23 protein-coding genes are annotated in these 22,546 nt (G+C 72.1%); 11 read left to right on the top strand and 12 right to left on the bottom strand.

Annotation, left to right across the window (positions count from 1 at the left end):
• Positions 1-2 precede the first annotated feature (2 nt).
• The 4 genes from AB0L89_RS35760 to AB0L89_RS35745 form a co-directional block, all read right to left on the bottom strand.
• Complete coding sequence (locus AB0L89_RS35760) at positions 3-782, bottom strand: SURF1 family protein (protein WP_365150884.1); 780 nt, start codon at positions 780-782, stop codon at positions 3-5.
• A 105-nt stretch (positions 783-887) separates the two neighbouring features.
• A complete protein-coding gene (locus AB0L89_RS35755; RefSeq protein WP_055702389.1) occupies positions 888-1,121 on the bottom strand; it encodes a hypothetical protein in 234 nt (77 codons plus the stop codon).
• Positions 1,122-1,184: 63 nt separating this feature from the next.
• Positions 1,185-2,195 (bottom strand): DEDDh family exonuclease, encoded by a 1,011-nt coding sequence (locus AB0L89_RS35750; RefSeq protein ID WP_365150881.1) that lies wholly within the window; start codon positions 2,193-2,195, stop codon positions 1,185-1,187.
• Positions 2,196-2,321: 126 nt separating this feature from the next.
• A complete protein-coding gene (locus AB0L89_RS35745) occupies positions 2,322-2,957 on the bottom strand; it encodes a TetR family transcriptional regulator (RefSeq protein WP_365150878.1) in 636 nt (211 codons plus the stop codon).
• 83 nt (positions 2,958-3,040) lie between these two features.
• Here AB0L89_RS35745 and AB0L89_RS35740 point away from each other — a divergent pair, with 83 nt between their 5' ends.
• The 7 genes from AB0L89_RS35740 (at position 3,041) to AB0L89_RS35710 (ending at position 9,778) form a co-directional block, all read left to right on the top strand.
• Positions 3,041-3,838, top strand: coding sequence for an acetoacetate decarboxylase family protein (locus AB0L89_RS35740; RefSeq protein WP_365150875.1), 798 nt, complete (start codon positions 3,041-3,043; stop codon positions 3,836-3,838).
• A gap of 1 nt (position 3,839) precedes the next feature.
• Positions 3,840-4,724: an SDR family NAD(P)-dependent oxidoreductase gene (locus AB0L89_RS35735; RefSeq protein ID WP_365150872.1), complete on the top strand. Its 885-nt coding sequence runs from the start codon at positions 3,840-3,842 to the stop codon at positions 4,722-4,724.
• 33 nt (positions 4,725-4,757) lie between these two features.
• Positions 4,758-6,056, top strand: a complete 1,299-nt coding sequence (locus AB0L89_RS35730; RefSeq protein WP_365150869.1) for an amidohydrolase family protein — start codon at positions 4,758-4,760, stop codon at positions 6,054-6,056.
• The gene (locus tag AB0L89_RS35725; RefSeq protein WP_365150866.1) at positions 6,053-7,306 is read left to right on the top strand and encodes an amidohydrolase family protein; all 1,254 of its coding nucleotides are present in this window, start codon (positions 6,053-6,055) and stop codon (positions 7,304-7,306) included. Before AB0L89_RS35730 ends, AB0L89_RS35725 begins: the two co-directional genes overlap by 4 nt.
• 24 nt (positions 7,307-7,330) lie before the next feature.
• Positions 7,331-8,041, top strand: a complete 711-nt coding sequence (locus tag AB0L89_RS35720) for a VIT family protein (RefSeq protein ID WP_365150863.1) — start codon at positions 7,331-7,333, stop codon at positions 8,039-8,041.
• Positions 8,042-8,156: 115 nt separating this feature from the next.
• Positions 8,157-9,053, top strand: a complete 897-nt coding sequence (locus AB0L89_RS35715) for a sterol desaturase family protein (protein WP_365150860.1) — start codon at positions 8,157-8,159, stop codon at positions 9,051-9,053.
• The gene (locus AB0L89_RS35710) at positions 9,050-9,778 is read left to right on the top strand and encodes a lysoplasmalogenase (protein WP_365150857.1); all 729 of its coding nucleotides are present in this window, start codon (positions 9,050-9,052) and stop codon (positions 9,776-9,778) included. Before AB0L89_RS35715 ends, AB0L89_RS35710 begins: the two co-directional genes overlap by 4 nt.
• On the opposite strand, the gene AB0L89_RS35705 is transcribed toward AB0L89_RS35710, so the two are convergent.
• The 5 genes from AB0L89_RS35705 to AB0L89_RS35685 all read right to left on the bottom strand — a co-directional run bounded on the left by AB0L89_RS35705 (position 9,747) and on the right by AB0L89_RS35685 (position 16,066).
• Positions 9,747-10,700: a CopD family protein gene (locus AB0L89_RS35705; RefSeq protein ID WP_365151073.1), complete on the bottom strand. Its 954-nt coding sequence runs from the start codon at positions 10,698-10,700 to the stop codon at positions 9,747-9,749. The two genes, AB0L89_RS35710 and AB0L89_RS35705, sit on opposite strands and share 32 nt — an antisense overlap.
• 205 nt (positions 10,701-10,905) lie before the next feature.
• Entirely contained in the window at positions 10,906-12,300 is a 1,395-nt protein-coding gene (locus AB0L89_RS35700) for a CoA transferase (protein ID WP_365150854.1), read from the bottom strand.
• Positions 12,297-12,863 carry a hypothetical protein gene (locus AB0L89_RS35695; protein ID WP_365150851.1) on the bottom strand — a complete coding sequence of 189 codons (567 nt, stop codon included), beginning with the start codon at positions 12,861-12,863 and terminating at the stop codon, positions 12,297-12,299. The genes AB0L89_RS35700 and AB0L89_RS35695 overlap by 4 nt, the downstream gene beginning before the upstream one ends.
• Positions 12,864-12,944: 81 nt before the next feature.
• Positions 12,945-14,429 (bottom strand): S8 family serine peptidase, encoded by a 1,485-nt coding sequence (locus tag AB0L89_RS35690; RefSeq protein ID WP_365151070.1) that lies wholly within the window; start codon positions 14,427-14,429, stop codon positions 12,945-12,947.
• 89 nt (positions 14,430-14,518) lie between these two features.
• A complete protein-coding gene (locus tag AB0L89_RS35685; protein ID WP_365150848.1) occupies positions 14,519-16,066 on the bottom strand; it encodes a S8 family serine peptidase in 1,548 nt (515 codons plus the stop codon).
• Positions 16,067-16,419: 353 nt separating this feature from the next.
• Between AB0L89_RS35685 and AB0L89_RS35680 the strand changes: the two genes are divergently transcribed.
• From AB0L89_RS35680 to moaA, 3 genes are all read left to right on the top strand, one after another.
• Positions 16,420-16,818 carry a DUF485 domain-containing protein gene (locus tag AB0L89_RS35680; RefSeq protein ID WP_365150845.1) on the top strand — a complete coding sequence of 133 codons (399 nt, stop codon included), beginning with the start codon at positions 16,420-16,422 and terminating at the stop codon, positions 16,816-16,818.
• Positions 16,815-18,452 (top strand): cation acetate symporter, encoded by a 1,638-nt coding sequence (locus AB0L89_RS35675; RefSeq protein WP_365150842.1) that lies wholly within the window; start codon positions 16,815-16,817, stop codon positions 18,450-18,452. The genes AB0L89_RS35680 and AB0L89_RS35675 overlap by 4 nt, the downstream gene beginning before the upstream one ends.
• 160 nt (positions 18,453-18,612) lie before the next feature.
• A complete protein-coding gene (moaA, locus tag AB0L89_RS35670) occupies positions 18,613-19,620 on the top strand; it encodes a GTP 3',8-cyclase MoaA (protein ID WP_365150839.1) in 1,008 nt (335 codons plus the stop codon).
• A gap of 175 nt (positions 19,621-19,795) precedes the next feature.
• On the opposite strand, the gene AB0L89_RS35665 is transcribed toward moaA, so the two are convergent.
• Positions 19,796-20,029, bottom strand: a complete 234-nt coding sequence (locus AB0L89_RS35665; protein ID WP_365150836.1) for a hypothetical protein — start codon at positions 20,027-20,029, stop codon at positions 19,796-19,798.
• Positions 20,030-20,256: 227 nt separating this feature from the next.
• Positions 20,257-20,634, bottom strand: a complete 378-nt coding sequence (locus tag AB0L89_RS35660) for a DUF3099 domain-containing protein (RefSeq protein ID WP_365150833.1) — start codon at positions 20,632-20,634, stop codon at positions 20,257-20,259.
• A gap of 224 nt (positions 20,635-20,858) precedes the next feature.
• Between AB0L89_RS35660 and AB0L89_RS35655 the strand changes: the two genes are divergently transcribed.
• Positions 20,859-21,134 carry a GlsB/YeaQ/YmgE family stress response membrane protein gene (locus AB0L89_RS35655; protein WP_365150830.1) on the top strand — a complete coding sequence of 92 codons (276 nt, stop codon included), beginning with the start codon at positions 20,859-20,861 and terminating at the stop codon, positions 21,132-21,134.
• A 98-nt stretch (positions 21,135-21,232) separates the two neighbouring features.
• Here AB0L89_RS35655 and tyrS read toward each other — a convergent pair whose 3' ends face one another.
• Positions 21,233-22,501, bottom strand: a complete 1,269-nt coding sequence (tyrS, locus tag AB0L89_RS35650; protein WP_365150827.1) for a tyrosine--tRNA ligase — start codon at positions 22,499-22,501, stop codon at positions 21,233-21,235.
• Positions 22,502-22,546 lie beyond the last annotated feature (45 nt).

Below are 22,546 nucleotides of genomic sequence, written 5' to 3'. Positions count from 1 at the left end.
CCTCAGACCGCCACCGGCTCCGTCTCCTTGGCGGCGGCCGCCGCGGCGGCGCGGTCGCGGACCTCCCTGCGGACCAGGACGACCCAGCCGATCGGGACGCCCGCGGCGAACAGCCACCACTGGACCGCGTACGCCATGTGCGCGCCGATGCCGCTGTGGTCGGGCTCGCCGATCAGCTGGGGGGAGTCGCTCTCGGGCGACGTCAGCTCGATGTAGCCGCCGAGGACCTGCTTGCCGAGGGCGTCGGCCTGCTGGCCGCTGCTGATGAGCATGATCTGACGGTCCGGCAGCCCGCGGACGTCCTTGATGCCGCTGGCCGCGGACGTCTCGTCGGCCATCAGACGGCCGGTGACGGTGATCTCGCCCTTCGCGGGCGCGGGGATCTTCGGGAAGGCGGTCTGCGGGCCGTCGGCGGGGATCCAGCCGCGGTTGACGAGCAGGACCTTGCCGTCGTCCAGGACGAAGGGGGTCAGGACGTGGAAGCCGACCTCGTCGTCGGAGTTGGTGCGGCGCCGCACGACGACCTCGTGCGTCGTGTCGTACGTCCCCTTGGCGCTCACCCGGCGGTACAGGTCCTCGTCGGGCACCTCGTGGCCGGGCGAGGTGAGCTTCTCGGCCGGGACCGGCGGGGCGGCCAGCGCGGCGGAGATCCGGTCGTTCTGCGCGACACGGCGCTCATGGCGGTGCAGCTGCCAGAAACCCAGCTCGACCATCGAGGGGATGAGAACGAGGCCGATGAGGGTGAGAATCACCCACTGCCGGGTCAACAGGAAGCGGTACACGCAACGAAAATACCCCGCACGGCTCGGCCCCCGACGGCGGGGTCCCGTCGAGGGCCGGTGACCCCGCCACGGGCGGGGGCCCGGCGCCGTGCGCCGGGCCGGGGGTCAGACCTTGTCGACGATGCCCACCCGCCCCTCCGCCCGTGAGCAGTGGGCGCCGCAGTACCAGTGGCCCTCCACCTCGACGCCCTGCCCGATGATGCGGCATCGGCAGTGCTCGCAGATCGGCGCCATGCGGTGGATGGCGCAGGAGAAGCAGTCGAAGACGTGCACCGCGCCCTGCGCGTGCACCTCGAAGGACATGCCGTAGTCGTTTCCGCAGACCTCGCAACGTGCCATGCGCCACAGGGTGGGCGCAGCGGCGGTGCGGGGCGAGCGGTCGGCGGGCGAGTCGTGCGGCAATCACCCGTCTGACGGCGGGGTCTCCCCGGCGGGTGCCACGTCCTGCAGCAGTTGGCCGAAGGCGGCCTCGTCGATGACCGGGGTGCCGAACGACCGCGCCTTCGTCGTCTTGGAGGTGCCGGAGTCGGGGTCGTTGGTGACGAGGAGGCTGGTGAGGCGGGACACACTCGTCGCGATGTGCAGCCCGGCCTCCATGGCTCGGTCCTCCAAGAGCTCGCGCTCCACGGAGGTGTCCCCGGAGAACGCCACCCGCATGCCCTGCTTGAGCGGTTTGCCCGCTTCGTAACGCCCCGGGTTCGGGTACGGGCACGCCGGGCGCCTGCGCGAGGGGCGCCAACTCCCGGGCCGGTACGAGGAGGCGGGCGACGGGCCCGTCGGCTGGCGGACGATGCGGGGCGCGCCGTCGGTCCACTCGGTGAGGGGGCGGCACTCCAGGAGCGGCAGGCGGACGTTGCCTCCGGCCGCCGCGTGCAGGCTGGGGCGGAAGGCTTCGGCGAGCACGCGCGCGTCGTCCAGCGCGTTGTGCGCGTGGCGCTGCTCGACGCCGAAGTGCGCGGCCAGCGACTCCAGCTTGTGGTTGGGCAGCGGGAGAGCGAGTTCCTTGGAGAGCGCGATGGTGCACAGGCGCTGGCGCACGGGCGCGGTGCGCTCCGCGCGGGCGTACTCCCTGGCGATCATCGACCAGTCGAAGACGGCGTTGTGCGCGACGAGGACGCGGCCGTCGAGGCGGCTGGAGAACTCCTCGGCGACATCCTTGAAGAGCGGCGCGTCCGCGAGCATGTCGCTGGTGAGGCCGTGGATCCAGACCGGGCCGGGGTCGCGCTGGGGGTTGACCAGCGTGTACCAGTGGTCCTCGATCTCGCCCCGGGCGTCCACGCGGTAGACGGCGGCCGACACTATGCGGTCGTCGCGGGCCAGGCCGGTGGTCTCCACGTCGACGACCGCGTACCCCGTTGGGTACGCGGCCGGCCAGGGGGCTGCGGACGCTGCGGTCGTGCGGTCTTCGAGCATGGTCCCTGAGGATACGGGCCGCCACCGACAGTCAGCGCCCCCGGGCCGGACCGGAGGCCGGATCTCCACTTCGCGGCGCGCCGCGACCCCGCCGCGCGGACCGTCAACTCCCCGGCCCGCGCCGCCTCAGCCGGCCGGCCCGAGCAGCCCCGTCACCAGGGCCCTGACGGAGTGGGCGAACAGGGCCTCCGGGTCATGGGGCCCGGCCAGCGCGCGGGCGAGGGCCGGGTCCTCCTCCGCGGTCTCCGCCGTCCACAGCTCCCCCTCGTCGGGGTGCTGCGCGGGCGCGCGCTCGCGGTAGCGCTCGACCAGGACGTGGCCGACGACGTGCACCTGGACGGCGCGCACGGCGTCGGCGGCACGGGCGCCGCGCAGTCCGGCCGCGTGCACCTCGTGGACCAGGGTCCGCTGCGCGGGCAGGAACATCCGCTCGGTCAGGCCGCGTTCGTGGACCATCGCGATGAGGTGCGGGTGGTCCCGCAGCCGGCGGCGCAGGGCGCGGGCCACGGAGACGATGCGCCGCTCGGGCGTGGTGCCGGTGGCGCGGATCTCGCCGAGGTCGGTGAGGGTGCGCTCGACGAGGGCGTCCAGGAGGGACTCGCGGTTGCCGACGTGCCAGTAGATGGAGGTGACGGCGGTGCCGAGTTCGGCGGCGAGGCCCCGCATCGTCAGGGCCTGCGGGCCGTGCCGCTTGACGAGGTTCGCGGCGGTGTCGAGGACCTGTTCCCGGTCCAGATGCGTGCGCGTCTCTTTACCCTTCACGACTGCTGTTGTAACTGTGTTACAGAACCTCCCGCAAGTCCCGGCCGCGGAAACGAGTCCGCGCTGACGAAGGGCGGTACGACATGGCACGCGTACGTTACGGGGCCCGCACCGAGGCGGAGATCGCCGCCTCGCGCACCGCGAGCGCCAAGCTCCCCGACATCTGGTCCACGGGCGTGGTGGCCGTCTGGGAGAGCGATCCCGACGCGGTCGCGGCGGTCCTGCCGCCGCCGCTGAAGCCGGCCGAGCGGCCCCTGGTGCGGGCGAACATCAGCAAGGTGGACCTGCCCGGCTACCCGCTGGGCGCGGGCTCGGTGGCCGTCGCCGCCGAGCACGGGGGTGTGGCGGGCTGGTATCCGCTGGTGATGCCGATGACCCACGAGCGGGCGCTGATCGGCGGGCGCGAGGTCTTCGGGGAGCCCAAGAAGCTCGGCGAGGTCGAGGTCGAGCGCGACGGTCTGGTGGTACGGGCCTCGCTCGCCCGGCACGGCATCGCGTTCGTGGAGGTGCGCGGCGCGGTCAGCGGGGCGCTGCCGCTGCCCGAGCCCACGCAGAAGACCGACTTCTACTTCAAGTTCCTTCCCGCGGTGGACGGTTCGGGCTTCGAGGGCGATCCGGTGCTCGTGCACTGCGTGCGCAACGAGAAGGTGCGCAAGCTGGAGGCCGTCACCGGTGACGTCGTGCTGCGCGAGTCGATGTACGACCCGGTGGCCGACCTCCCGGTGCGCGCCCTCGTCGAGATCACCATCGGCGAGAAGACCACCGACCAGCAGGGCCGCGTCGTCGAGCGCGTCAGCGCGCAGGCGCTGCTGCCCTATGTCCACCAGCGCTACGACGACCCCGCGCAGATCCTCGACGGGCCGCCCGAGGGGAGCGTCTGAGATGGAACTGCGCGAAGGGCAGGTCGCCGTCGTCACGGGCGCGGCGAGCGGCATCGGTCTGGCCATGGCGCGGCGCTTCGCGGCGGACGGCCTGAAGGTGGTCCTCGCCGACGTGGAGGAGGGCGCCCTGGAGAAGGCGGCCGCCGCGCTGCGCGAGGACGGGGCGACGGTCCACGCGCGCGTGGTCGACGTCGGCTCGCGAGAGCAGGTCTTCGCCCTCGCCGACGAGGCGTACGAGAAGTTCGGCGCCGTCCACGTGCTGTGCAACAACGCGGGCGTCGGCTCGGGCGCCGAGGGCCGCATGTGGGAGCACGAGCCGAACGACTGGAAGTGGGCCTTCGAGGTCAACGTCTGGGGCGTCTTCCACGGCATCCAGGCCTTCGTGCCCCGGATGATCGCGGGCGGCGCACCGGGCCACGTCGTCAACACCTCCTCCTCGGACGGCGGCATCGCGCCGCTGCCGACCGCCTCCGTGTACGCGATCACCAAGGCGGCCGTGGTGACGATGACCGAGTCCCTGTACGCCCATCTGAAGGCCGAGCACGCGCGCGTGGGCGCCTCCGTGCTCTTCCCAGGACCCCACATGCTGCGCACCGGACTGTGGGAGTCGCACCGCAACCGCCCCGACCGCTACGCCAAGACCCGCCCCCGCAAAACCCCTTACCGCAGCCTCGACCAGTGGGAGGCCGCGATGAAGGAGTCGGGCCAGGAGGTGGAGTTCACGCCGGTCGAGCAGGTCGCGGACTTCGTGGCCGAGGGCATCGCGGCCGGCCGGTTCTGGCTGCTGCCCGCGAGCGACCACAGCGACCGGCAGATCGAGGCGAGGTCGCGGTCGATGCTCGACCGCGCCGACCCCGCCTACTTGGAAAGCTTCATCCTGGACTGACGGGTACGTCCGGGACCGACCGAGGGACGTGTGATGACGGCTCAGCAGAACGACCCGTACCTGATCATCTCCTCCGACTGCCACGCCGGGCTCCCCACCGAGGAGTACCGGCCCTACCTCGACAGCCGCTTCCACCGGGACTTCGACCGGTTCCTCGGCGAGCGCGACGCCCGCCGGGAGGAGGCGACGCGGCTCGGCATCCGCAACGACGCGTTCGCCGCCAAGTGGTTCCAGGACAACGAGGAGGGCCTGCGCGGCGGCTGGGACACCGCGCAGCGCCTCAAGGAACTGGACGGCGACGGGGTGGCCGCCGAGGTCGTCTTCCCCGACGCGGACGCCGTCGACAGCCAGACGGCCGCCCCCTTCGGAGTGGGCCTCGGCCTCTCCGGCGACCAGGACCCCGAGCTCGGCATGGCGGGCGCGCAGGCGCACAACCGCTGGCTCGCCGAGTTCGTGTCCGAGCACCCCGAACGGCACTGCGGCGTCGCGCTGCTGCCCGTCACCGGCGAGGTGGACCGCGTCGTCGCCGAGGTGCACCGCGCCAAGGAGTCGGGGCTCGGCGCGCTGATGATCCCCTCCATGTGGGTCGACAAGGCGCCCTACCACGACCGGCGATACGACCCCGTGTGGGCCGCGGCGGCCGAGTGCGCGATGCCACTGGTCACCCACTCCGGGGCGGCGCCCCGCCACGAGTACGGCGACCACCTCGGGATCTATGTCTCCGAAGTGACCTGGTGGCCCGCCCGGCCGCTGTGGTTCCTGCTCTGGTCCGGGGTCTTCGAGCGCCACCCGGGCCTCAAGTTCGGTGTCGCGGAGTCCGGTTGCTGGTGGCTGCCGAACCTCCTGTGGTTCATGGACCGCCTCTACCTGGGCGCGCACGGCGGCAAGAAGCTCTCCCCGTTCGCGGAGCTGAAGCGCGCCCCGCACGAGTACCTCGACCGGCAGGTCTTCGTCTGCGCCACCAACACCAAGCGCCGCGAGCTCGCCCAGCGCTACGAGATCGGCGTCGACAACATCCTGTGGGGCAGCGACTTCCCGCACCCCGAGGGCACCTGGCCCGACACGCGCGCGTGGCTGAGGAAGACCTTCCACGACATTCCGGTGACGGAGACCCGCCGCATGCTGGGCCTGGCCGCCGCCGAGGTGTTCGGCTTCGACACGGACAAGCTGGCGCCGCTGGCGCGCCGCATCGGCCCCACCCCCGCCGACCTCGGCCAGGACGCGAGCGAGACCGGCCAGGCGGCGGTCGAGGCGTCCTGGGCGCGCTCGCGCGAGGTGGGCCGCCACTGGCTGACCGACCACGACTTCCCGGTACTGGGGGCGGACGCATGAGCGCACGGCACACCACCGAGGACCGCTACACCGTCATCTCGGCCGACTGCCACGCGGGGGCCGACCTGCTGGACTACCGGGACTACCTGGAGGCCCGCCACCGCGACGCGTTCGACGCGTGGGCGGCCACCTACGTCAATCCCTACGAGGACCTCCTCGCGGACACCGCCGACCGCAACTGGAACTCCGACCGCCGCATCGCCGAGCTCGAAGAGGACGGCATCGTCGCCGAGGTCGTCTTCCCGAACACCATCCCGCCGTTCTTCCCCTCGGCCTCCCTGATGGCACCGGCGCCCACCCACGAGGAGTTCGAGCAGCGCTGGGCCGGACTGCGCGCCCACAACCGCTGGCTCGCGGAGTTCTGCGCGGCGGCCCCGGGGCGCAGGGCGGGCGTCTTCCAGATCCTCCTGAACGACGTCGAGCAGGCCGTCCAGGAGATCCGCTGGGCGGCGAAGGCGGGCCTGACGGGCGGTCTCATGCTGCCCGGCACCCCGCCGGGCTCGGGCCTGCCGGAGCTCTACTCGGCGGCGTACGACCCGATCTGGTCGGCCTGCGCCGAGCTGGGCGTGCCGGTCAACCACCACGCGGGCTCGGCCTCGCCGCCGCTGGGCGAGGAGCCGGCCGCGCGCGCGGTGTTCATGGTCGAGACGACGTGGTTCTCGCACCGGGCGCTGTGGCACCTCGTCTTCGGCGGGGCCTTCCGCCGCCACCCGGAGCTGAAGCTGGTCCTCACCGAGCAGGGGTCGGGGTGGATCCCCGGGGTGCTCGGCATGCTGGACTACTACCACGGGCGGCTCGTCGCGGCGGCGTCGAAGAAGGACGCCGCGGGGACGGCCGAGTCGAAGTTCGGCGCCGGGCTCGCCGAGTCGATGGGCAAGGGCCCCTCCGAGGTGTGGCGGGACAACTGCTTCGTGGGCGCCAGTTTCATGCGCCCCCACGAGGCGGCCCTGCGCGACCGCATCGGCCTCGACAAGATCATGTGGGGCAGCGACTACCCGCACGACGAAGGCACCCATCCGTTCTCGCGCGAGGGCCTGCGCATCGCCTACGCCGGGCTGCCCAGGGACGAGATCGCGGCGATGGTCGGCGGGAACGCGGCCCGCGTCTACGGCTTCGACCTGGAGCGGCTCGGGCGGATCGCCGCGCGCGTGGGACCCACGGTCCAGGAACTGGACGAACCCCTCAAGGAGACACCGGCCGGCGCCACGAGTCCGGTGTTCGCCCCGGGAGGGTCGGTCCGGGTCTGGTGAGCCCCGTGGTGCGATGCTCCACGGGTGACGGAAGCAACGCACGACGAAGCGCACGGCGGGGCCCTCGGCTCCCGGCTCAACTGGCTGCGGGCCGCCGTGCTGGGGGCCAACGACGGCATCGTGTCCACCGCGGGACTCGTCGTCGGCGTCGCGGGCGCCACCGGCGACCGCGGCACCCTGCTGACGGCGGGCCTCGCGGGGCTCCTCGCCGGGTCCATGTCGATGGCCGCGGGCGAATACGTCTCCGTGTCCACGCAGCGCGACTCGGAGAAGGCCGCCCTGGCCCTGGAGAAGCGCGAGCTGCGCGAGCAGCCCGAGGCGGAACTGGCCGAGCTGACGGACCTCCTGGCGGAGCGTGGGCTCAGCCGGGAGGTGGCCCGTGAGGCCGCCGAGCAGCTCACCGAGCGGGACGCGCTGCGCGCCCACGCGCGCGTGGAGCTCGGCATCGACCCGGACGACCTGACCAACCCCTGGCACGCCGCCTGGGCCAGCTTCGTCGCGTTCACCGTCGGCGCTCTCCTGCCGCTGCTCGCGATCGTCCTGCCGCCCGCCGGCTGGCGCCTGTGGGTCACCGTCGTCTCCGTCCTCGGCGCCCTCGCGCTCACGGGCTGGAGCAGCGCGCGCCTGGGCGCGGCGGACGTACGCCGTGCCGTGGCGCGCAATGTGCTGGGCGGGGCGCTCGCGATGGCGGTGACGTACGGGGCGGGTGCGCTGCTGGGCGCGGTCGGCGCCTGAGGCGTTTGGGCCCGTGCCTTTGGTGGAGATCACCAACAACCGCTCCCGTACCCCCGGTAATACTTGTCGGTAACAACCCCTAGTCGTGGACGAAGAGCCGTTCTACGGTGCACGCATGTCCCCGAACCTGCCCGATGTCGTGCTGTGGTCCATCCCGGCCTTCGTGCTGCTCACCGTCGTCGAGATCGTGAGCCACCGGATCCATCCCGACGAGGACGCCGCCGGGTACGAGACCAAGGACGCCGCCACCAGCATCACCATGGGGCTCGGCAGCCTCGTCTTCGACTTCCTGTGGAAGATCCCGATCGTCGCGATCTACTCGGGCGTCTACGCGCTGACGCCGCTGCGGATGCCCGTCCTGTGGTGGACGATCCCGCTGATGCTGCTCGCGCAGGACTTCTTCTACTACTGGTCGCACCGGGGCCACCACGTCATCCGCATCCTGTGGGCCTGCCACGTCGTGCACCACTCCAGCCGCAAGTTCAACCTCACGACGGCGCTGCGCCAGCCCTGGACGAGCCTCACGGTCTGGCCGTTCTACCTGCCGCTCATCGCCTGCGGCGTGCACCCGGCGGCGCTCGCGTTCTGCTCGTCGGCCAATCTGGTCTACCAGTTCTGGATCCACACCGAGCGCATCGGGAAGCTGCCCCGCCCCTTCGAGTACGTCTTCAACACGCCCTCCCACCACCGTGTGCACCACGCGTCCCAGGGCGGCTACCTGGACCGCAACTTCGGCGGCATCCTGATCATCTGGGACCGCATGTTCGGCTCGTGGGTCGCCGAGACCGACCGTCCCGTGTACGGCCTCACGAAGAACATCGACACCTTCAACCCGCTGCGCGTCGCCACCCACGAGTACGCCGCCATCGCCAAGGACCTCAAGGCGGCCACCGGCTGGCGCGAGCGGGCCGGGCGCGTCCTCCGCGGCCCCGGGTGGCAGCCCCAGGCCCCCGAGCCCGCCACGGAGCCCGTGCGGGCCCCCGACGCCACGGTCCCGGAGCGGGCGGCGTGAGGGGGCTCTCGTCCCCGAGGGCGGGGTGGCCGTCCCCGAGCCTGCTGCTCGGCGCCTTCGGGGCCGCCGCGCTCGGCGATCTCCTCGCGCTGCTGGCCGACTTCGGCCCCGGCCACGCCCTCTTCAAGCCGCTCCTGATGCCGCTGCTCGCGGCGTACGTCGCCGTCCTGCGCGGCCCGCGCCTGCTGATCGCCGCCCTCCTGTGCGGCTGGGGCGGCGACACCCTCCTGCTCTTCGACGCCGACCTCGCCTTCCTCGCCGGGATGGGGTCGTTCGCGGCGGGGCACGTCTGCTACCTCGTGCTGTTCAAGCGGTACGGCGACACCGCGCGGTACGGCGGATCACCCCGCGCGCGGGGAGCGGGGCTCGTGGCCGTGTACGCCCTCGCGCTCGCCGGCACCGTGGTGCTGCTCTGGCCGGACCTGCCGGCCGACATGCGGGGACCCGTCGCGGGCTACAGCCTGCTGCTCACCGCGATGGCCTTCGGGGCGACCACGCTCGGCCCCACCGCGGCCGCAGGAGGCGCGCTGTTCCTGTTGTCGGACACGCTCATCGCGACCGGCGTCGCCGAGTGGCCGCAGCTGCCCAGGCCGGACTTCGCCGTCATGCTGACCTACATCGCGGCGCAGTTCCTGCTGGCCAAGGGGGTCCTGTCGGCGACCGGGGCGCGCCCGGCCGCCGAGCCCGACGCGGTCACCAGTGGATCGGCACCGGCACCGCGGTGAGCAGCGCCGAGAGCACCACGACGACGCCCAGCGCGATCACCTCCCCGCGCGCGGGGACGTAGGCCGAGACCCGGTCCCGTGTGTGCCGCAACCGGTGGCGGGCCAGCAGCGCGAGGACCGCGACGACGACCACGAGCAGCACCTTGGCGAGCAGGGTGCGGCCGTAGGCGGTCTCCGTGAGCTGGTCGAGGACCGTGTCCGGCGGCATCCGGCGCAGTGTGCTGAACGTCCCCGTCACCGTGATCGCGGCGAACAGGACGGCGGCCACGCGCGCGTAGAGCCCCAGCACGGCGGCGCCCGCCTCCGGAGACGACGTACGCCACCGCCGCAGCATCCGCAGGACGTACAGCAGACCGCCCGCCCACAGCGCCCCGCACGCCAGATGCACCAGCGTGAGACCGCTGCCGACGAGCGGGGAGTCCTCCACCGGGGGATGGGCCCGCAAGGCCTCCGCGACGACCACCGCGGCCAGCGGCAGCGCGGCGGTGGCCGGACGCCGTGAGCGGGCGCACAGGGCGGCCGCCAGAAAGGCGTTGACCTCCAGGAGGGCGAGCCTGCCGTCCCGGGTGTCGTACAGCCGCCCGATGTCCAGGTCGGCGAGCGCGCTCGGCACCAGATTGCCGTTGGCCACGATCGCGGCGAGCCCGAGCGCGGCCACGCACCCCGCCCAGGCCGCGTACGCCGACCAGCCGCGCGGCAGCCGGTCCAGCGGCGCCCCGGGGACCCGCCGGGCGAGCCGGGCGGCGAACACCTCGCCCAACTGCACGCACAGGGCGGCGAACACGACCGCGCGCAGGGCCGTGATGCCGGCCGTACCGGGCGCCTGCGCCTCGCCGGTGCCGCGCAGCGCCGCCGACGGGCCGAGCAGCGGGATCAGCGCGGCGACCGCCACGAGGACGAGGACGGCCACCGCGCGCCCCACGGCCGGGCGGCGGCGCGGGGCACGGTGCGGGACGGAGGCGGTGACCGGTGCGCGGTCCACGGCATCGCCTCCGTGTTCGACGGACGGTCGTACGGTGCTCACCACAAGATCTTCACCAGGGGCTCCCGCCACGGGCAAGTCCTGGGGGACAAGTGGCGCAATACCGTTCCGATCGGGCGGCAGGACCCGGCCGCGGCGTCCGGGCTCAGCGCCACCGCGGCCGGTCGGCTCCCCAACGCCCCGGAGGGCGGGCCCAATTGAGTGGCTCGTCGCCGAAGGCGATCGGCGTCACCGCGTGCCGGAGGCGGCCGAGCGGGCCGTCCGTCGCGGTCAGCCAGGCGGCCGGATCCGCGTACGCCTCCGCCCGTTCCACGTCGGCCCCGCCCTCGTCCCCCTCCCCGTTCATCAGCCACGCCGCCGTCCGCGCCAGCGCGAGCCGCACGTGCGCCGTCCCGCCGTGCGCCTCCCGTTCGGTCAGCGCCCGCAGGACGGCCGCGGCCAGCAGATAGCCGGTGCCGTGGTCCAGCGCCTGCGCGGGCAGCGCGCCCGGCCGCTCGGGCGTCCCCTCGACGGCCGCGATCCCCGTCGCGGCCTGCACCAGGCTGTCGAAGCCGCGCCGCTCCGCCCACGGCCCCTCGTCGCCCCACGCCGACAACTGGGCGAGGACGACGCCGGGCACGCGCTCGGCCAGCGCCTCGGGACGGAGGCCGAACCGGTCGAGGGCGCCCGGCCGGTAGCCGGTGACGACCACGTCGGCCCGCGCGAGGAGTTCGTCGAAGACGCGCCGGTCCGCCGGTCCGCCGAGGTCCAGCGCGGTGGACCGCTTGCCGAAGCCCGTGTCCGCGTGCTGGTCGGGGAGTTCGGGCAGTCCGGGCGCGTCGACGCGCAGCACGTCCGCGCCGAGCAGCGCCAGGGTGCGGGTGGCGACCGGGCCCGCGATGACCCGGGTCAGGTCCAGGACGCGCAGCCCTTCGGCGGGCCGTGCGGGGCCAGTGGTGAGCGGCGGCAGCGGCCGCCCTGCCGTCCCGTCGGCGCCGATCCGCCCGCGGCGCAGCAGCGGCAGCCCGGCGACCGCGGCACCCTGCGGATGCGCGGCCCACTCCTCGGGGGAGCGCAGGGCCACGGCGAGGCCCCCGGCCGCGTACACCGTCCGCTCCACCTCGGCGGCGGACCGCTCCGCGAGACGGGCCGCCACCGCGTCGACGGACGCCTCGTCCGGGGCGAGCCCCAGCGCGGCCGTCAACGCGGCCCTGTGGCGCGGGTAGTTGGCGTGCGTGCGCACCCAGCCGTCGACGGTGGGCCAGAAGCGGGACAGCGGCGCGAAGGCGACCGGCGCGCGCCCGTCCACCAGCAGGTGGCGCTCGCTGGTGAAGGCGGTCGCCACGGCCCCGTCGTCGACCCGCACCCGCGGCACCGCGTGCCCGGTGCGCGCCGCCGCGAGTTCGGCGGCGGCCAGCGCGCAGGCGCCCACGCAGGCGCGCGAGAGGCCGATGACGGGCAGCCGCGCGGGCAGGGCGCCGTCGCGTACGACGGAGGAGACACGGGAGAGCAGCGCGGGATCCCCACCGAGCGCGGCCCAGGCGGTCCGTGTGCCGTTCACTTGGACATCGCGTGGTCGGGGTCGGACGCCGCCGACCACCAGAGCCGGATCGATTCGCCCGGCGTGGAGGGCCGCAGTTCCCACCCCTGCGCGGCCGCGGCCTGCACGACGTAGTGCCCGCCGCAGCCGCGGTAGTCGCGCCGGAAGATCTCGCACTCGGAGGGCGGCCGCGGCTTCTTGGGCACGCGCGGCGCCGAGGCCCGCGCCGTCCACCGGGCGAGCTGCTTGTCGACCACCGCGCGGTAGTACGCGGCGTCCCCTTCGTGCCGCATCTCCGCCCAGAGCACGCACCAGCGGGGCAGCGTGGTGATCCGGCCCATCGCCCGGTCCATGAACCCGTCGAAGGCCTTCTCGTACGAGGAACTCACCGCGGCGATCACCTCGGTGAGCAGACCGATCGCGAGCGTGCCGAGGAAGACCGCGATCCCCAGCGCGATCCAGAACGGCATGAACAGCACCGTGCCGACGAATCTGAGCACCAACTGCCACCGGGGCCGGGCGGGCCAGGCCACCCACTGCTCCGTTCCGGAGACGACGAACGCGGAGTCTCTGTACTCGTACATGACACGAGATCCTCTCGTGGACGGACGGGAAAGGGCCGGGCGGCCCCCAAGCCGCCCGGCCCCACCCACCGCGCCGCGGTGTTACTTGCGCACGGCGTCCAGCGCGTCGGCCATGCCCGCGCCGTAGAAGCCGTTCCCGTTCCGGCCGCCCTCGCAGACCGCGTCGACCTTGCCGTCACCGTCGATGTCGTACGGATCCGTGCAGGCCATCGCGTCCGCCTGGCGGTACAGCAGCGCCTTGATCCGCGCCGCCGAGGCGTGCGGATGCGCCGACTTGATCAGCGCGACCACGCCCGCGACGTGCGGGGACGCCATCGACGTACCGGCCTTGTAGCCGAACTTGCCGTCCGGCAGCGTGGACAGGATTCTGCCGTCGGTGGCCGGCGGGTTCGGCGTCTGGTACTTCGTGGAGTCGCCGCCCGGCGCCGTGATGTCCACGACGCCCTTGCCGTAGTTCGAGTACGACGCCTTGAGGCCCTTCGCGCCCGTGGCGGAGACCGTCACGACGCCCGGCAGCTGCGACGGGATGTCGAGGCAGTCCTTGGTCTTGACGGTCCGCGGGACCGGAGTGCTGTCGTCGGGGCTCGTCTTGTCGAGGAGCTCGTCCTGGGCGAGGTCGGTCTTCGCGTTGCCCGCGGCCGCGACGTTCACCGCGCCCTTGCGCTCCGCGTACCGCGCGGCCCGCCCGACGGCGTCGACGAGCGCCTTCTGGTCGTCGTCCGTCGTGCAGTTGAACAGCCACGGGTCGGTGTAATAGCTGTTGTTGGTGACGTCGACGCCGTGGTCGGCCGCCCACACGAAGCCGCAGACCACGGCCTCCGTGTAGTACATGCCGGTCGCGGGCTCGGCCACCTTCAGGCTCGCCACCTTCACGCCGGGCGCCACGCCCGTGACCCCGGTGCCGTTCTTCGCGGCGGCGATCGTGCCCGCCACGTGCATGCCGTGGTCGCTCTCCTTGGCGACCGGACGCCACGCGTTGTCCTTCTGGACCGGCACGCCGCCCAGGCAGCTCGCGGACGCGGCGCGGTCGAAGTTCGGCGCGATGTCGGGGTGCGTGTCGTCGACGCCGGAGTCCAGCACGCCGACGGTGACCCCCCGGCTGCCGAGCGAGATGTCGTGCGCCTTGTCCGCCTTCATGGCGGGCAGGTCCCACTGCAGCGGCTCCAGCTCGTCCTGGCCCGCCCCCGCCCTGCCCGCCGCGGCCTTCGCCTCGGCGGCGGTCAGCGGCCGCTCGGCGTCGAGCGCGTCGTCGGACTGCGCGGACAGCGGCGCCGTGCGGGTCGCGCCCGCCGACTGGACGCCCTTGGCCTTGCGGATCGTCTTCGCGAAGTCGGGGTTCGAGGAGTGGACGACGATGACGCCGATCCTGTCGTACGCGATGACGACGTCGCCGCCCGCCTTGGCGATGGCCCGCGCGGCGAACACGGAACTCGCCTTGCCGGGGCGGACGTTCACGACGTAGCTCATGGGTGCCGCGGCCGCGGCGGACGCCGACGCCGGGGCGTCCGGCACCGTCGCGGGCCGCGCCGCCGCCGTGCCCGGCAGGAACGCGACGGCCGAGACCATCGCGGCGCCGAGCGGCAGGGCGAGCGCCCTGCGGGAGCGGCCGAGGGCCGCGGCCGTTCTGTGGGACCTGGTCACGTTCTGTCTCCCCGTCACTTCTTCTTCACGGCGTCGAGGGCGTCGACGAGCCCGCTGCCATAGAAGCCGTTCTTGCCCTTGCCGCCGTTCTGGCACACCGCGTCGACGTCGCCGTCACCGTCGGGGTCGTACGGCTCGGCCGGGCAGGCGATCGGGTCGGCCTGCTTCTTCAGGAGCCGCTGCAGCTCGGCCGGGCCCGCCTTGGGGTGCGTGGACTTCAGCAGCGCGGCGACGCCGGAGGCGTGCGGGGCGGCCATCGACGTACCGCGCAGCCAGCCGTACTCGCCGCCCGGCATCGTGGAGAGGATGTTGCCGTTCTTCGACGGGGTGTCGGTCGGCAGCTGGTACTTGTCGCCGCCCGGGGCCGTCACGTCGACGACGCCCTTGCCGTAGCTGGAGTACGACGACTTGAGGTTCTTGACGCCCGTCGCGCTGGTGGTGACGACGCCCGGCAGCTGGGTGGGCACGTCCAGGCACTCGTGCGGGTCGATGGTGCGGGACACCGGCGTGGAGTCGTCCGGGCTGGAGGCGTCGACGATCGCGTCCGAGTCCAGGTCGTGGTTGGAGTTGCCCGCCGAGGCGATGTTCAGGGTGCCGCGCTTCTGGGCGTACAGCTGGGCGCGGTTGACCGCGTCGAGGATCGCCTTCTGGTCCGGGTCGTCCTTGCAGTTGTACAGCCACGGGTCCACGTAGTAGCTGTTGTTGGTGATCTCCACGCCGTGGTCGGCGGCGAACACGAAGGCGCAGACCACGCTCTCCGGGTAGAACAGCTCGTCGACCGGGTCGGCCACCTTGATGCCCGCGATCTTCACGCCGGGCGCCACGCCCGCCACGCCGACGCCGTTGCGCGCGGCGCCGATCTCACCCGCCACGTGCGTGCCGTGGTAGTGCTCCTTCTTGGTGGGGCGCCAGGCCCCCGCCGAGGTGTCCGCCTTGCCGCCGGCGCAGTTCGCGGACTGTCCGGGCGAGAAGTTGGGGGCGAGGTCGGGGTGGGTGTCGTCGACGCCGGTGTCGATCACGGCGACGGTGACCTTCTTGCTGCCGGGGTTGATCTTCGCGGCCTTGTCGGCTCCGATCGCCCGCAGGTCCCACTGGTCGGCCTCCATCGGCTCGGCGCCCGGCGCGGCGCTCCGCTTCAGGGCCTTGGCCTCGGCGGCGGTGAGGACCTCCGCCGTGCCGTCGTCCGTGGTGGCGGCCGACTTGAGGGGGGCGGTGTGGGTGGCGCCCGCCGACTGCACGCCGCGCACGGCGCGCATCTTCGTGCCGAAGTCCGCGTCCGACGAGTGGGCGACGATGACGCCTATCTTCTCGTGCGCGACGACGACGGATCCGCCGGCCCGGGCTATCGCCTTCTTGACGTACGCGATCGTCTTGTGGTCCGTACGCGTGTTGACGACGTACGCGAAGACGGGGGCGTCCTTCGCGGCCTGCGCCGACACGGGGGCGGGGGACTCGTTCGGGGCCGCGGACGCGGCGCCGGGCACGAAGCCGACCGAGGCGGCGAGGGCGATGCCGAGCGGCACGGCGAGTGCCGTACGACGTCTGGAACGCAGATGAGCCATGGGTTCTCCACAACATCCGGAAGCGGAACCGCACGCGTAGTCGCATACGGAACTGCCCGAACACGGGTGGTGCTCGGGCAGGTACATGACGGCCGTTCGGGGTGAAGCTAACCCGGAAAGTCCCAGGCCAGCAATGACTATCCGAAGAATCCGGGGAGTTGGGCGACGCCGTGCGCGCCGCCGTGACGTTGAGCAGATCACGGAAGCAACATCAACCCCCTGTCGGATCACGTCCCGTGGCCTTAGCATCGCCACCCGTGGCCCACGTGATCCGCGTCACTCCGGATCCGAGAGCAAGTGAGCCCATGGAACAACTGTCCGTCCCCACCCCACCCGCACCACGAGGAGACTCCGTGGCCACCGACGCACCGCCCCCTTCGAAGGGTGGCGCAGGAACAGAACCCGCTCCCCACGCGCCCTCCACGGAGGAGTACACCGAGGTGCAGGAGAGCGCGGAATTCGGTGAACTGCGCCGCGCGCACCGCTCGTTCGCCTTTCCGCTCACCGTCGCCTTCATCGCCTGGTACCTCGTGTACGTCCTGCTCTCCAACTACGCGGGCGACTTCATGGGCACCAAGCTCTTCGGCAACATCAACGTCGCCCTGGTACTGGGCCTCGGGCAGTTCCTGACCACGTTCCTCATCGCCTGGTTCTACTCGCGCCACGCCGCCGCGAAGCTCGACCCGAAGGCCGAGGCGATCAAGTCCCGCATGGAGAACCGCATGGAGACCCGCACGGAGGGCGACGCATGAGCCCCGCGCACCCCGCCGTCATCGAACTGGCGGCGGCGTCCGACGCCTCCGAGCACCGGACGCTGATCATCAGCCTTTTCGCGGCCTTCGTCGTCGCGACGCTCTGCATCACCGTCTGGGCCGGCCGGCAGACCAAGAGCGCCGCCGACTTCTACGCGGGCGGCCGCCAGTTCACCGGCTTCCAGAACGGCCTCGCGATCTCCGGCGACTACATGTCCGCCGCGTCCTTCCTCGGCATCGCCGGCGCCATCGCCCTCTTCGGGTACGACGGCTTCCTCTACTCCATCGGCTTCCTGGTCGCCTGGCTGGTGGCGCTGCTCCTGGTCGCCGAGCCGCTGCGCAACTCCGGCCGGTACACGATGGGCGACGTCCTCGCGTACCGCATGCGCCAGCGCCCGGTCCGCACCGCCGCGGGCACCTCCACCATCGTCGTCTCGATCTTCTACCTGCTCGCGCAGATGGCGGGCGCCGGCGTCCTGGTCTCGCTGCTGCTCGGCATCACCTCCGACGCGGGCAAGGTCCTCATCGTCGCCCTCGTCGGCGTCCTGATGATCGTCTACGTCACCATCGGCGGCATGAAGGGCACCACCTGGGTGCAGATGGTCAAGGCCGTCCTGCTCATCGCGGGCACGGTCCTCATCACCTTCCTGATCCTGCTGAAGTTCAACTTCAACGTCTCCGACCTGCTCGGCACCGCCGCCTCCAACAGCGGCAAGGGCTCGGCGTTCCTGGAGCCCGGCCTCAAGTACGGCGCCACCGGCACCTCGAAGCTGGACTTCATCTCGCTCGGCATCGCCCTGGTCCTCGGCACCGCGGGCCTGCCGCACATCCTGATCCGCTTCTACACGGTGCCCACGGCCAAGGCCGCCCGTAAGTCCGTGAACTGGGCCATCGGCATCATCGGTGCCTTCTACCTGATGACCATCGTGCTCGGCTTCGGCGCCGCCGCCCTGCTCAAGCCCGGCGACATCATCGCCTCCAACAAGGCCGGCAACACGGCCGCGCCGCTCGCCGCCCTGGAGATCGGCGGCGGTGGCGACTCCACCGGCGGCGCGATCCTGCTCGCGGTGATCTCCGCGGTCGCCTTCGCCACGATCCTCGCGGTCGTCGCGGGCCTCACCCTGGCCTCGTCGTCCTCGTTCGCGCACGACATCTACGCGAACGTCATCCGCAAGGGCAAGGCCACCGAGAAGGAGGAGATGAAGGCGGCCCGCTGGGCGACCGTGTTCATCGGCATCGTCTCCATCGCGCTCGGCGCCCTGGCCCGCGACCTGAACGTGGCGGGCCTGGTGGCCCTCGCCTTCGCCGTCGCGGCCTCCGCCAACCTGCCGACGATCCTCTACAGCCTCTTCTGGAAGCGGTTCACCACCCAGGGAGCGCTCTGGTCGATCTACGGCGGCCTGATCGCGGCCGTCGGCCTCGTGCTGTTCTCGCCGGTCGTCTCCGGCAAGCCCACCTCGATGTTCCCCGGCGCGGACTTCGACTTCTTCCCGCTGGAGAACCCGGGCCTGATCTCCATCCCGCTGGGCTTCCTGCTCGGCTGGCTCGGCTCGATCCTCTCCAAGGAGGAGCCCGACAAGGGCAAGTACGCCGAGCTGGAGGTCAAGTCCCTCACCGGCGTCGGAGCCCACTGAGCAGCGCTCGTTCACACGCCTGTAGCGGCCGCGTCGTAGAGTCCTACGACGCGGCCGCGCCGTACCTCGTGTCAAATGGCCCATGGCGTTGTCAGAGGTGTCACGTAAGGTCGGAACCAGTGGGACCCGCCAACATCCAACCGCCGGGGAGGGGGCCGCAGTGCTCATCGACACCTATGGCCGCGTAGCCACTGACCTGCGCGTGTCACTGACAGACCGCTGCAATCTCCGCTGTACGTACTGCATGCCCGAAGAGGGCCTGCAATGGCTGGCCAAGCCCGATCTGCTCACCGACGACGAGATCGTCCGGCTCGTCCGGATCGCCGTCACCCAGCTGGGCGTCACCGAGGTCCGCTTCACCGGGGGCGAGCCGCTGTTGCGCCCCGGCCTCGTCGGAATCGTCGAGCGCTGTGCCCAGCTGGAGCCGCGCCCCAAGATGTCCCTGACGACGAACGGCATCGGCCTCAAGCGCACCGCCAAGGCCCTCAAGGCCGCGGGCCTGGACCGGGTCAACGTCTCCCTGGACACCCTGCGCCCCGACGTCTTCAAGACCCTCACCCGCCGCGACCGCCACAAGGACGTCCTCGAAGGCCTCGAAGCCGCGCGCGACGCGGGCCTGACCCCGGTCAAGGTCAACACGGTCCTGATGCCGGGGCTGAACGACGACGAGGCCCCCGACCTGCTGGCCTGGGCCGTGGAGAACGACTACGAACTGCGCTTCATCGAGCAGATGCCGCTGGACGCCCAGCACGGCTGGAAGCGCGACGGAATGATCACCGCCGGTGACATCCTGCAGTCCCTGCGGACCCGCTTCGAGCTCACCGAGGAGGGCTCCGGGGAGCGCGGCTCGGCCCCCGCCGAGCGCTGGATCGTCGACGGCGGCCCGCACCGCGTCGGCGTCATCGCCTCCGTCACCCGCCCGTTCTGCTCGGCCTGCGACCGCACCCGGCTGACGGCCGACGGCCAGGTGCGCACGTGCCTGTTCGCCACCGAGGAGACCGACCTGCGCGGGGCGCTGCGCGCGGCCCCCGAGGACACCACGGACGGCTCGGACGAGGCCATCGCCCGCATCTGGAAGCTCGCGATGTGGGGCAAGAAGGCGGGCTCGGGCCTGGACGACCCGTCCTTCCTCCAGCCGGACCGCCCGATGTCGGCGATCGGCGGTTAGCCTGCCCGCACGGCGCGGCGCGCTGTACGGTTCCCTGGTCACGGCCGGTCTCCACCGGCCATGACGAAAGGGCCCCGCTCCGGCAAGAACCCGGCACCGGAACTTCGTGATTGATCTGAGGTTTTCCTGAGCTTCGTGGTGCAGGCCCCGCCTGGCCGGAAGGCTCCGACGGGCCCTACGAGGAGGGGTTCTGGTCGTCGCCCCGGGACTCCCACTCGGTCAGCGTCACGACTTCCTTGAGCATGCCGCGTACGCCGAGGAACTGGGAGAGGTGCTCGCGGTGCTCGTCGCACGCGAGCCACGTCTTGCGGCGCTCCGGGGTGTGGATCTTCGGGTTGTTCCAGGCGAGCACCCAGACCGCGTCGACGCGGCAGCCCTTGGCGGAACAGATCGGCTTCTCGTCACTCACAGTCGCGTCCCAGCGTCCACATGTCGTCGCAGGGGCGCACCGGCGCCCTCAAAACAAGGCGACGCCGAGCAGCCACGGGGGGAGCTGCCCGGCGTCGGTCTGTCGCTCCGACGGGGGATGCGGAGCGCGTACGAAGTATGTCATGGGGGACCCGGTCGCTGGCACCGGAACTACATGATTGATCTGAGGTTTTCTTGAGCTTGGCGGAACGTCGACGGTCGCCTCCGCTACCGCGATCCGCCCCGCCGCTGGTCGTACGAGGACCCCAGGGGATCTTCCGGGACGGATTCCGCCGCACCGGCCGGAGCGGGCGGCGCGAGCATTGGCCGAGAAGGAGCGGGTACGAACGTCGACGGGAGCGACGGTGCGTTCTCCCGTCCGGCGTTGGCGATCACCACCGAGATGTACGGCAGGAGGACCCCGAGCACCAGAGCGACGAGGGCGACGTGCCGTTCGACGTTCCACAGCACGGCCGCGGCCACGACGGACACGGTCCGCACCGACATCGAGATCACGTACCGGCGCTGCCGGCCGCGCACGTCGTCGGCGAGACCCTGCCGGGCCCCCGTGATCCGGAAGACCTGGCCGCTGCTCTGCTTCCGCATCACGTTTCACCACCCTGTCCGCTGTGCCGGACTCTCCTGGTATCTGCCCCGGTCCGACCTGTTCCACGTTACGCCGGGGCTGCGCCGCCTACGAGACCGGGGCAGGTCCGACCTCGGTGCCCTTCCTGCGCCGTGCCACGTATGGGGGCGCCCGACATGCGCCGTATGGCGGACAGGTCGACACTGACCGTAACGCTCATGTGGAGCCGTATGAGGAGGCAGCTATGGGCTGGTTGTGGGCGATCATCGTGGGTTTCGTGCTGGGCCTGATTGCCAAGGCGATCCTGCCCGGGAAGCAGCACAGTCCGCTCTGGCTGACCACGGTGTTCGGCATCATCGGAGCGATCGTGGGCAACTCGCTGGCCGCGGCGTTCGGCATCGACGAGACCAAGGGCATCGACTGGGGCCGGCACGCGCTGCAGATCGTGGCGGCGGTCGTCATCGTCGCCATCGGTGACATGGCCTACAAGGCGATCAAGGGCAACAGACAGTCGGCGTGACGCACGCCCCGGCGGCGTAGCGCGCACCCGCGCGGCGCACGAAGAGGGGCCGGTCCGTGCGGACCGGCCCCTCTCGCGGTGTCGTGGCGCGGGCGGGGTCAGCCCGCCGTGACCTCGACCGCGGCGAGGTTCTTCTTGCCCCGGCGCAGCACCAGCCAGCGCCCGTGCAGCAGGTCCTCGCGGGCCGGCACGGCGTCCTCGGCGGCGACCTTGACGTTGTTCACGTACGCACCGCCCTCCTTCACCGTGCGCCGGGCGGCGGACTTGCTCGCCACCAGGCCGACCTCGGCGAGCAGGTCCACGACGGGGCCGAGCTCGGCGACCTCGACGCGCGGCAGCTCGGAGAGGGCCGCGCCCAGCGTCGCCTCGTCCAGCTCGGCGAGGTCGCCCTGCCCGAACAGCGCCTTGGACGCGGCGATCACCGCGGCGCACTGGTCCGCGCCGTGCACCAGCGTGGTCAGCTCCTCGGCGAGCGCGCGCTGCGCGGCGCGCGCCTGCGGCCGTTCCTCGGTCTGCTTCTCGATCTCCTCCAGCTCCTCACGGGACCGGAAGCTCAGGATGCGCATGTACGTCGAGATGTCGCGGTCGTCCACGTTCAGCCAGAACTGGTAGAACGCGTACGGCGTCGTCATCTCGGGGTCGAGCCAGACGGCGCCGCCCTCGGTCTTGCCGAACTTGGTGCCGTCCGCCTTGACCATCAGGGGCGTGCCCATGGCGTGCACCGTGGCGTCCGGCTCCAGGCGGTGGATCAGGTCGATGCCCGCCGTGAGGTTGCCCCACTGGTCGCTGCCGCCGGTCTGCAGCGCGCAGCCGTGGCGGCGGTACAGCTCAAGGAAGTCCATGCCCTGCAGGAGCTGGTAGCTGAACTCCGTGTAGGAGATGCCCTCCTGGGACTCCAGACGCCGGGCGACCGAGTCCTTGGTGAGCATCTTGTTGACCCGGAAGTGCTTGCCGATGTCGCGCAGGAACTCGATCGCGGACAGGCCCGCGGTCCAGTCGAGGTTGTTGACCATCCGCGCGGCGTTGTCGCCCTCGAAGGAGAGGAACGGCTCGATCTGCGAGCGCAGCCGGGCCACCCAGTTCGCGACCGTCTCCGGGTCGTTCAGGGTGCGCTCCGCGGTCGGCCGCGGGTCGCCGATCTGGCCCGTGGCCCCGCCCACCAGCGCCAGCGGACGGTGCCCCGCCTGCTGGAGCCGGCGGATGGTGAGGACCTGGACCAGGTGCCCGACGTGCAGGCTCGCCGCGGTCGGGTCGAAGCCGCAATAGAACGTGACGGGACCGTCCGCGAGCGCCTTGCGCAGTGCGTCTTCATCGGTGGACAGGGCGAACAGCCCACGCCACTTCAGCTCGTCGACGATGTCCGTCACGGGTCTCGCGTCTCCTTGGGTGTGCTGATGGGGTGCACTGACGTG

The organism is Streptomyces sp. NPDC052114, from assembly GCF_040680155.1.
In the GTDB taxonomy this organism is placed as follows: Bacteria; Actinomycetota; Actinomycetes; order Streptomycetales; family Streptomycetaceae; genus Streptomyces.
This window is presented reverse-complemented; position numbering and strand designations above follow the sequence as displayed.

Coding starts and splice junctions, on each gene's coding strand:
- AB0L89_RS35655 (WP_365150830.1), top strand. CDS start 20,859: ATGGGCTGGTTGTGGGCGATCATCGTGGGTTTCGTGCTGGGCCTGATT.
- AB0L89_RS35755 (WP_055702389.1), bottom strand. CDS start 1,121: ATGGCACGTTGCGAGGTCTGCGGAAACGACTACGGCATGTCCTTCGAG.
- AB0L89_RS35730 (WP_365150869.1), top strand. CDS start 4,758: ATGACGGCTCAGCAGAACGACCCGTACCTGATCATCTCCTCCGACTGC.
- AB0L89_RS35695 (WP_365150851.1), bottom strand. CDS start 12,863: ATGTACGAGTACAGAGACTCCGCGTTCGTCGTCTCCGGAACGGAGCAG.
- AB0L89_RS35685 (WP_365150848.1), bottom strand. CDS start 16,066: ATGGCTCATCTGCGTTCCAGACGTCGTACGGCACTCGCCGTGCCGCTC.
- AB0L89_RS35740 (WP_365150875.1), top strand. CDS start 3,041: ATGGCACGCGTACGTTACGGGGCCCGCACCGAGGCGGAGATCGCCGCC.
- AB0L89_RS35735 (WP_365150872.1), top strand. CDS start 3,840: ATGGAACTGCGCGAAGGGCAGGTCGCCGTCGTCACGGGCGCGGCGAGC.
- AB0L89_RS35750 (WP_365150881.1), bottom strand. CDS start 2,195: ATGCTCGAAGACCGCACGACCGCAGCGTCCGCAGCCCCCTGGCCGGCC.
- AB0L89_RS35660 (WP_365150833.1), bottom strand. CDS start 20,634: ATGCGGAAGCAGAGCAGCGGCCAGGTCTTCCGGATCACGGGGGCCCGG.
- AB0L89_RS35690 (WP_365151070.1), bottom strand. CDS start 14,429: ATGGTCTCGGCCGTCGCGTTCCTGCCGGGCACGGCGGCGGCGCGGCCC.
- AB0L89_RS35675 (WP_365150842.1), top strand. CDS start 16,815: ATGAGCCCCGCGCACCCCGCCGTCATCGAACTGGCGGCGGCGTCCGAC.
- AB0L89_RS35715 (WP_365150860.1), top strand. CDS start 8,157: ATGTCCCCGAACCTGCCCGATGTCGTGCTGTGGTCCATCCCGGCCTTC.
- AB0L89_RS35725 (WP_365150866.1), top strand. CDS start 6,053: ATGAGCGCACGGCACACCACCGAGGACCGCTACACCGTCATCTCGGCC.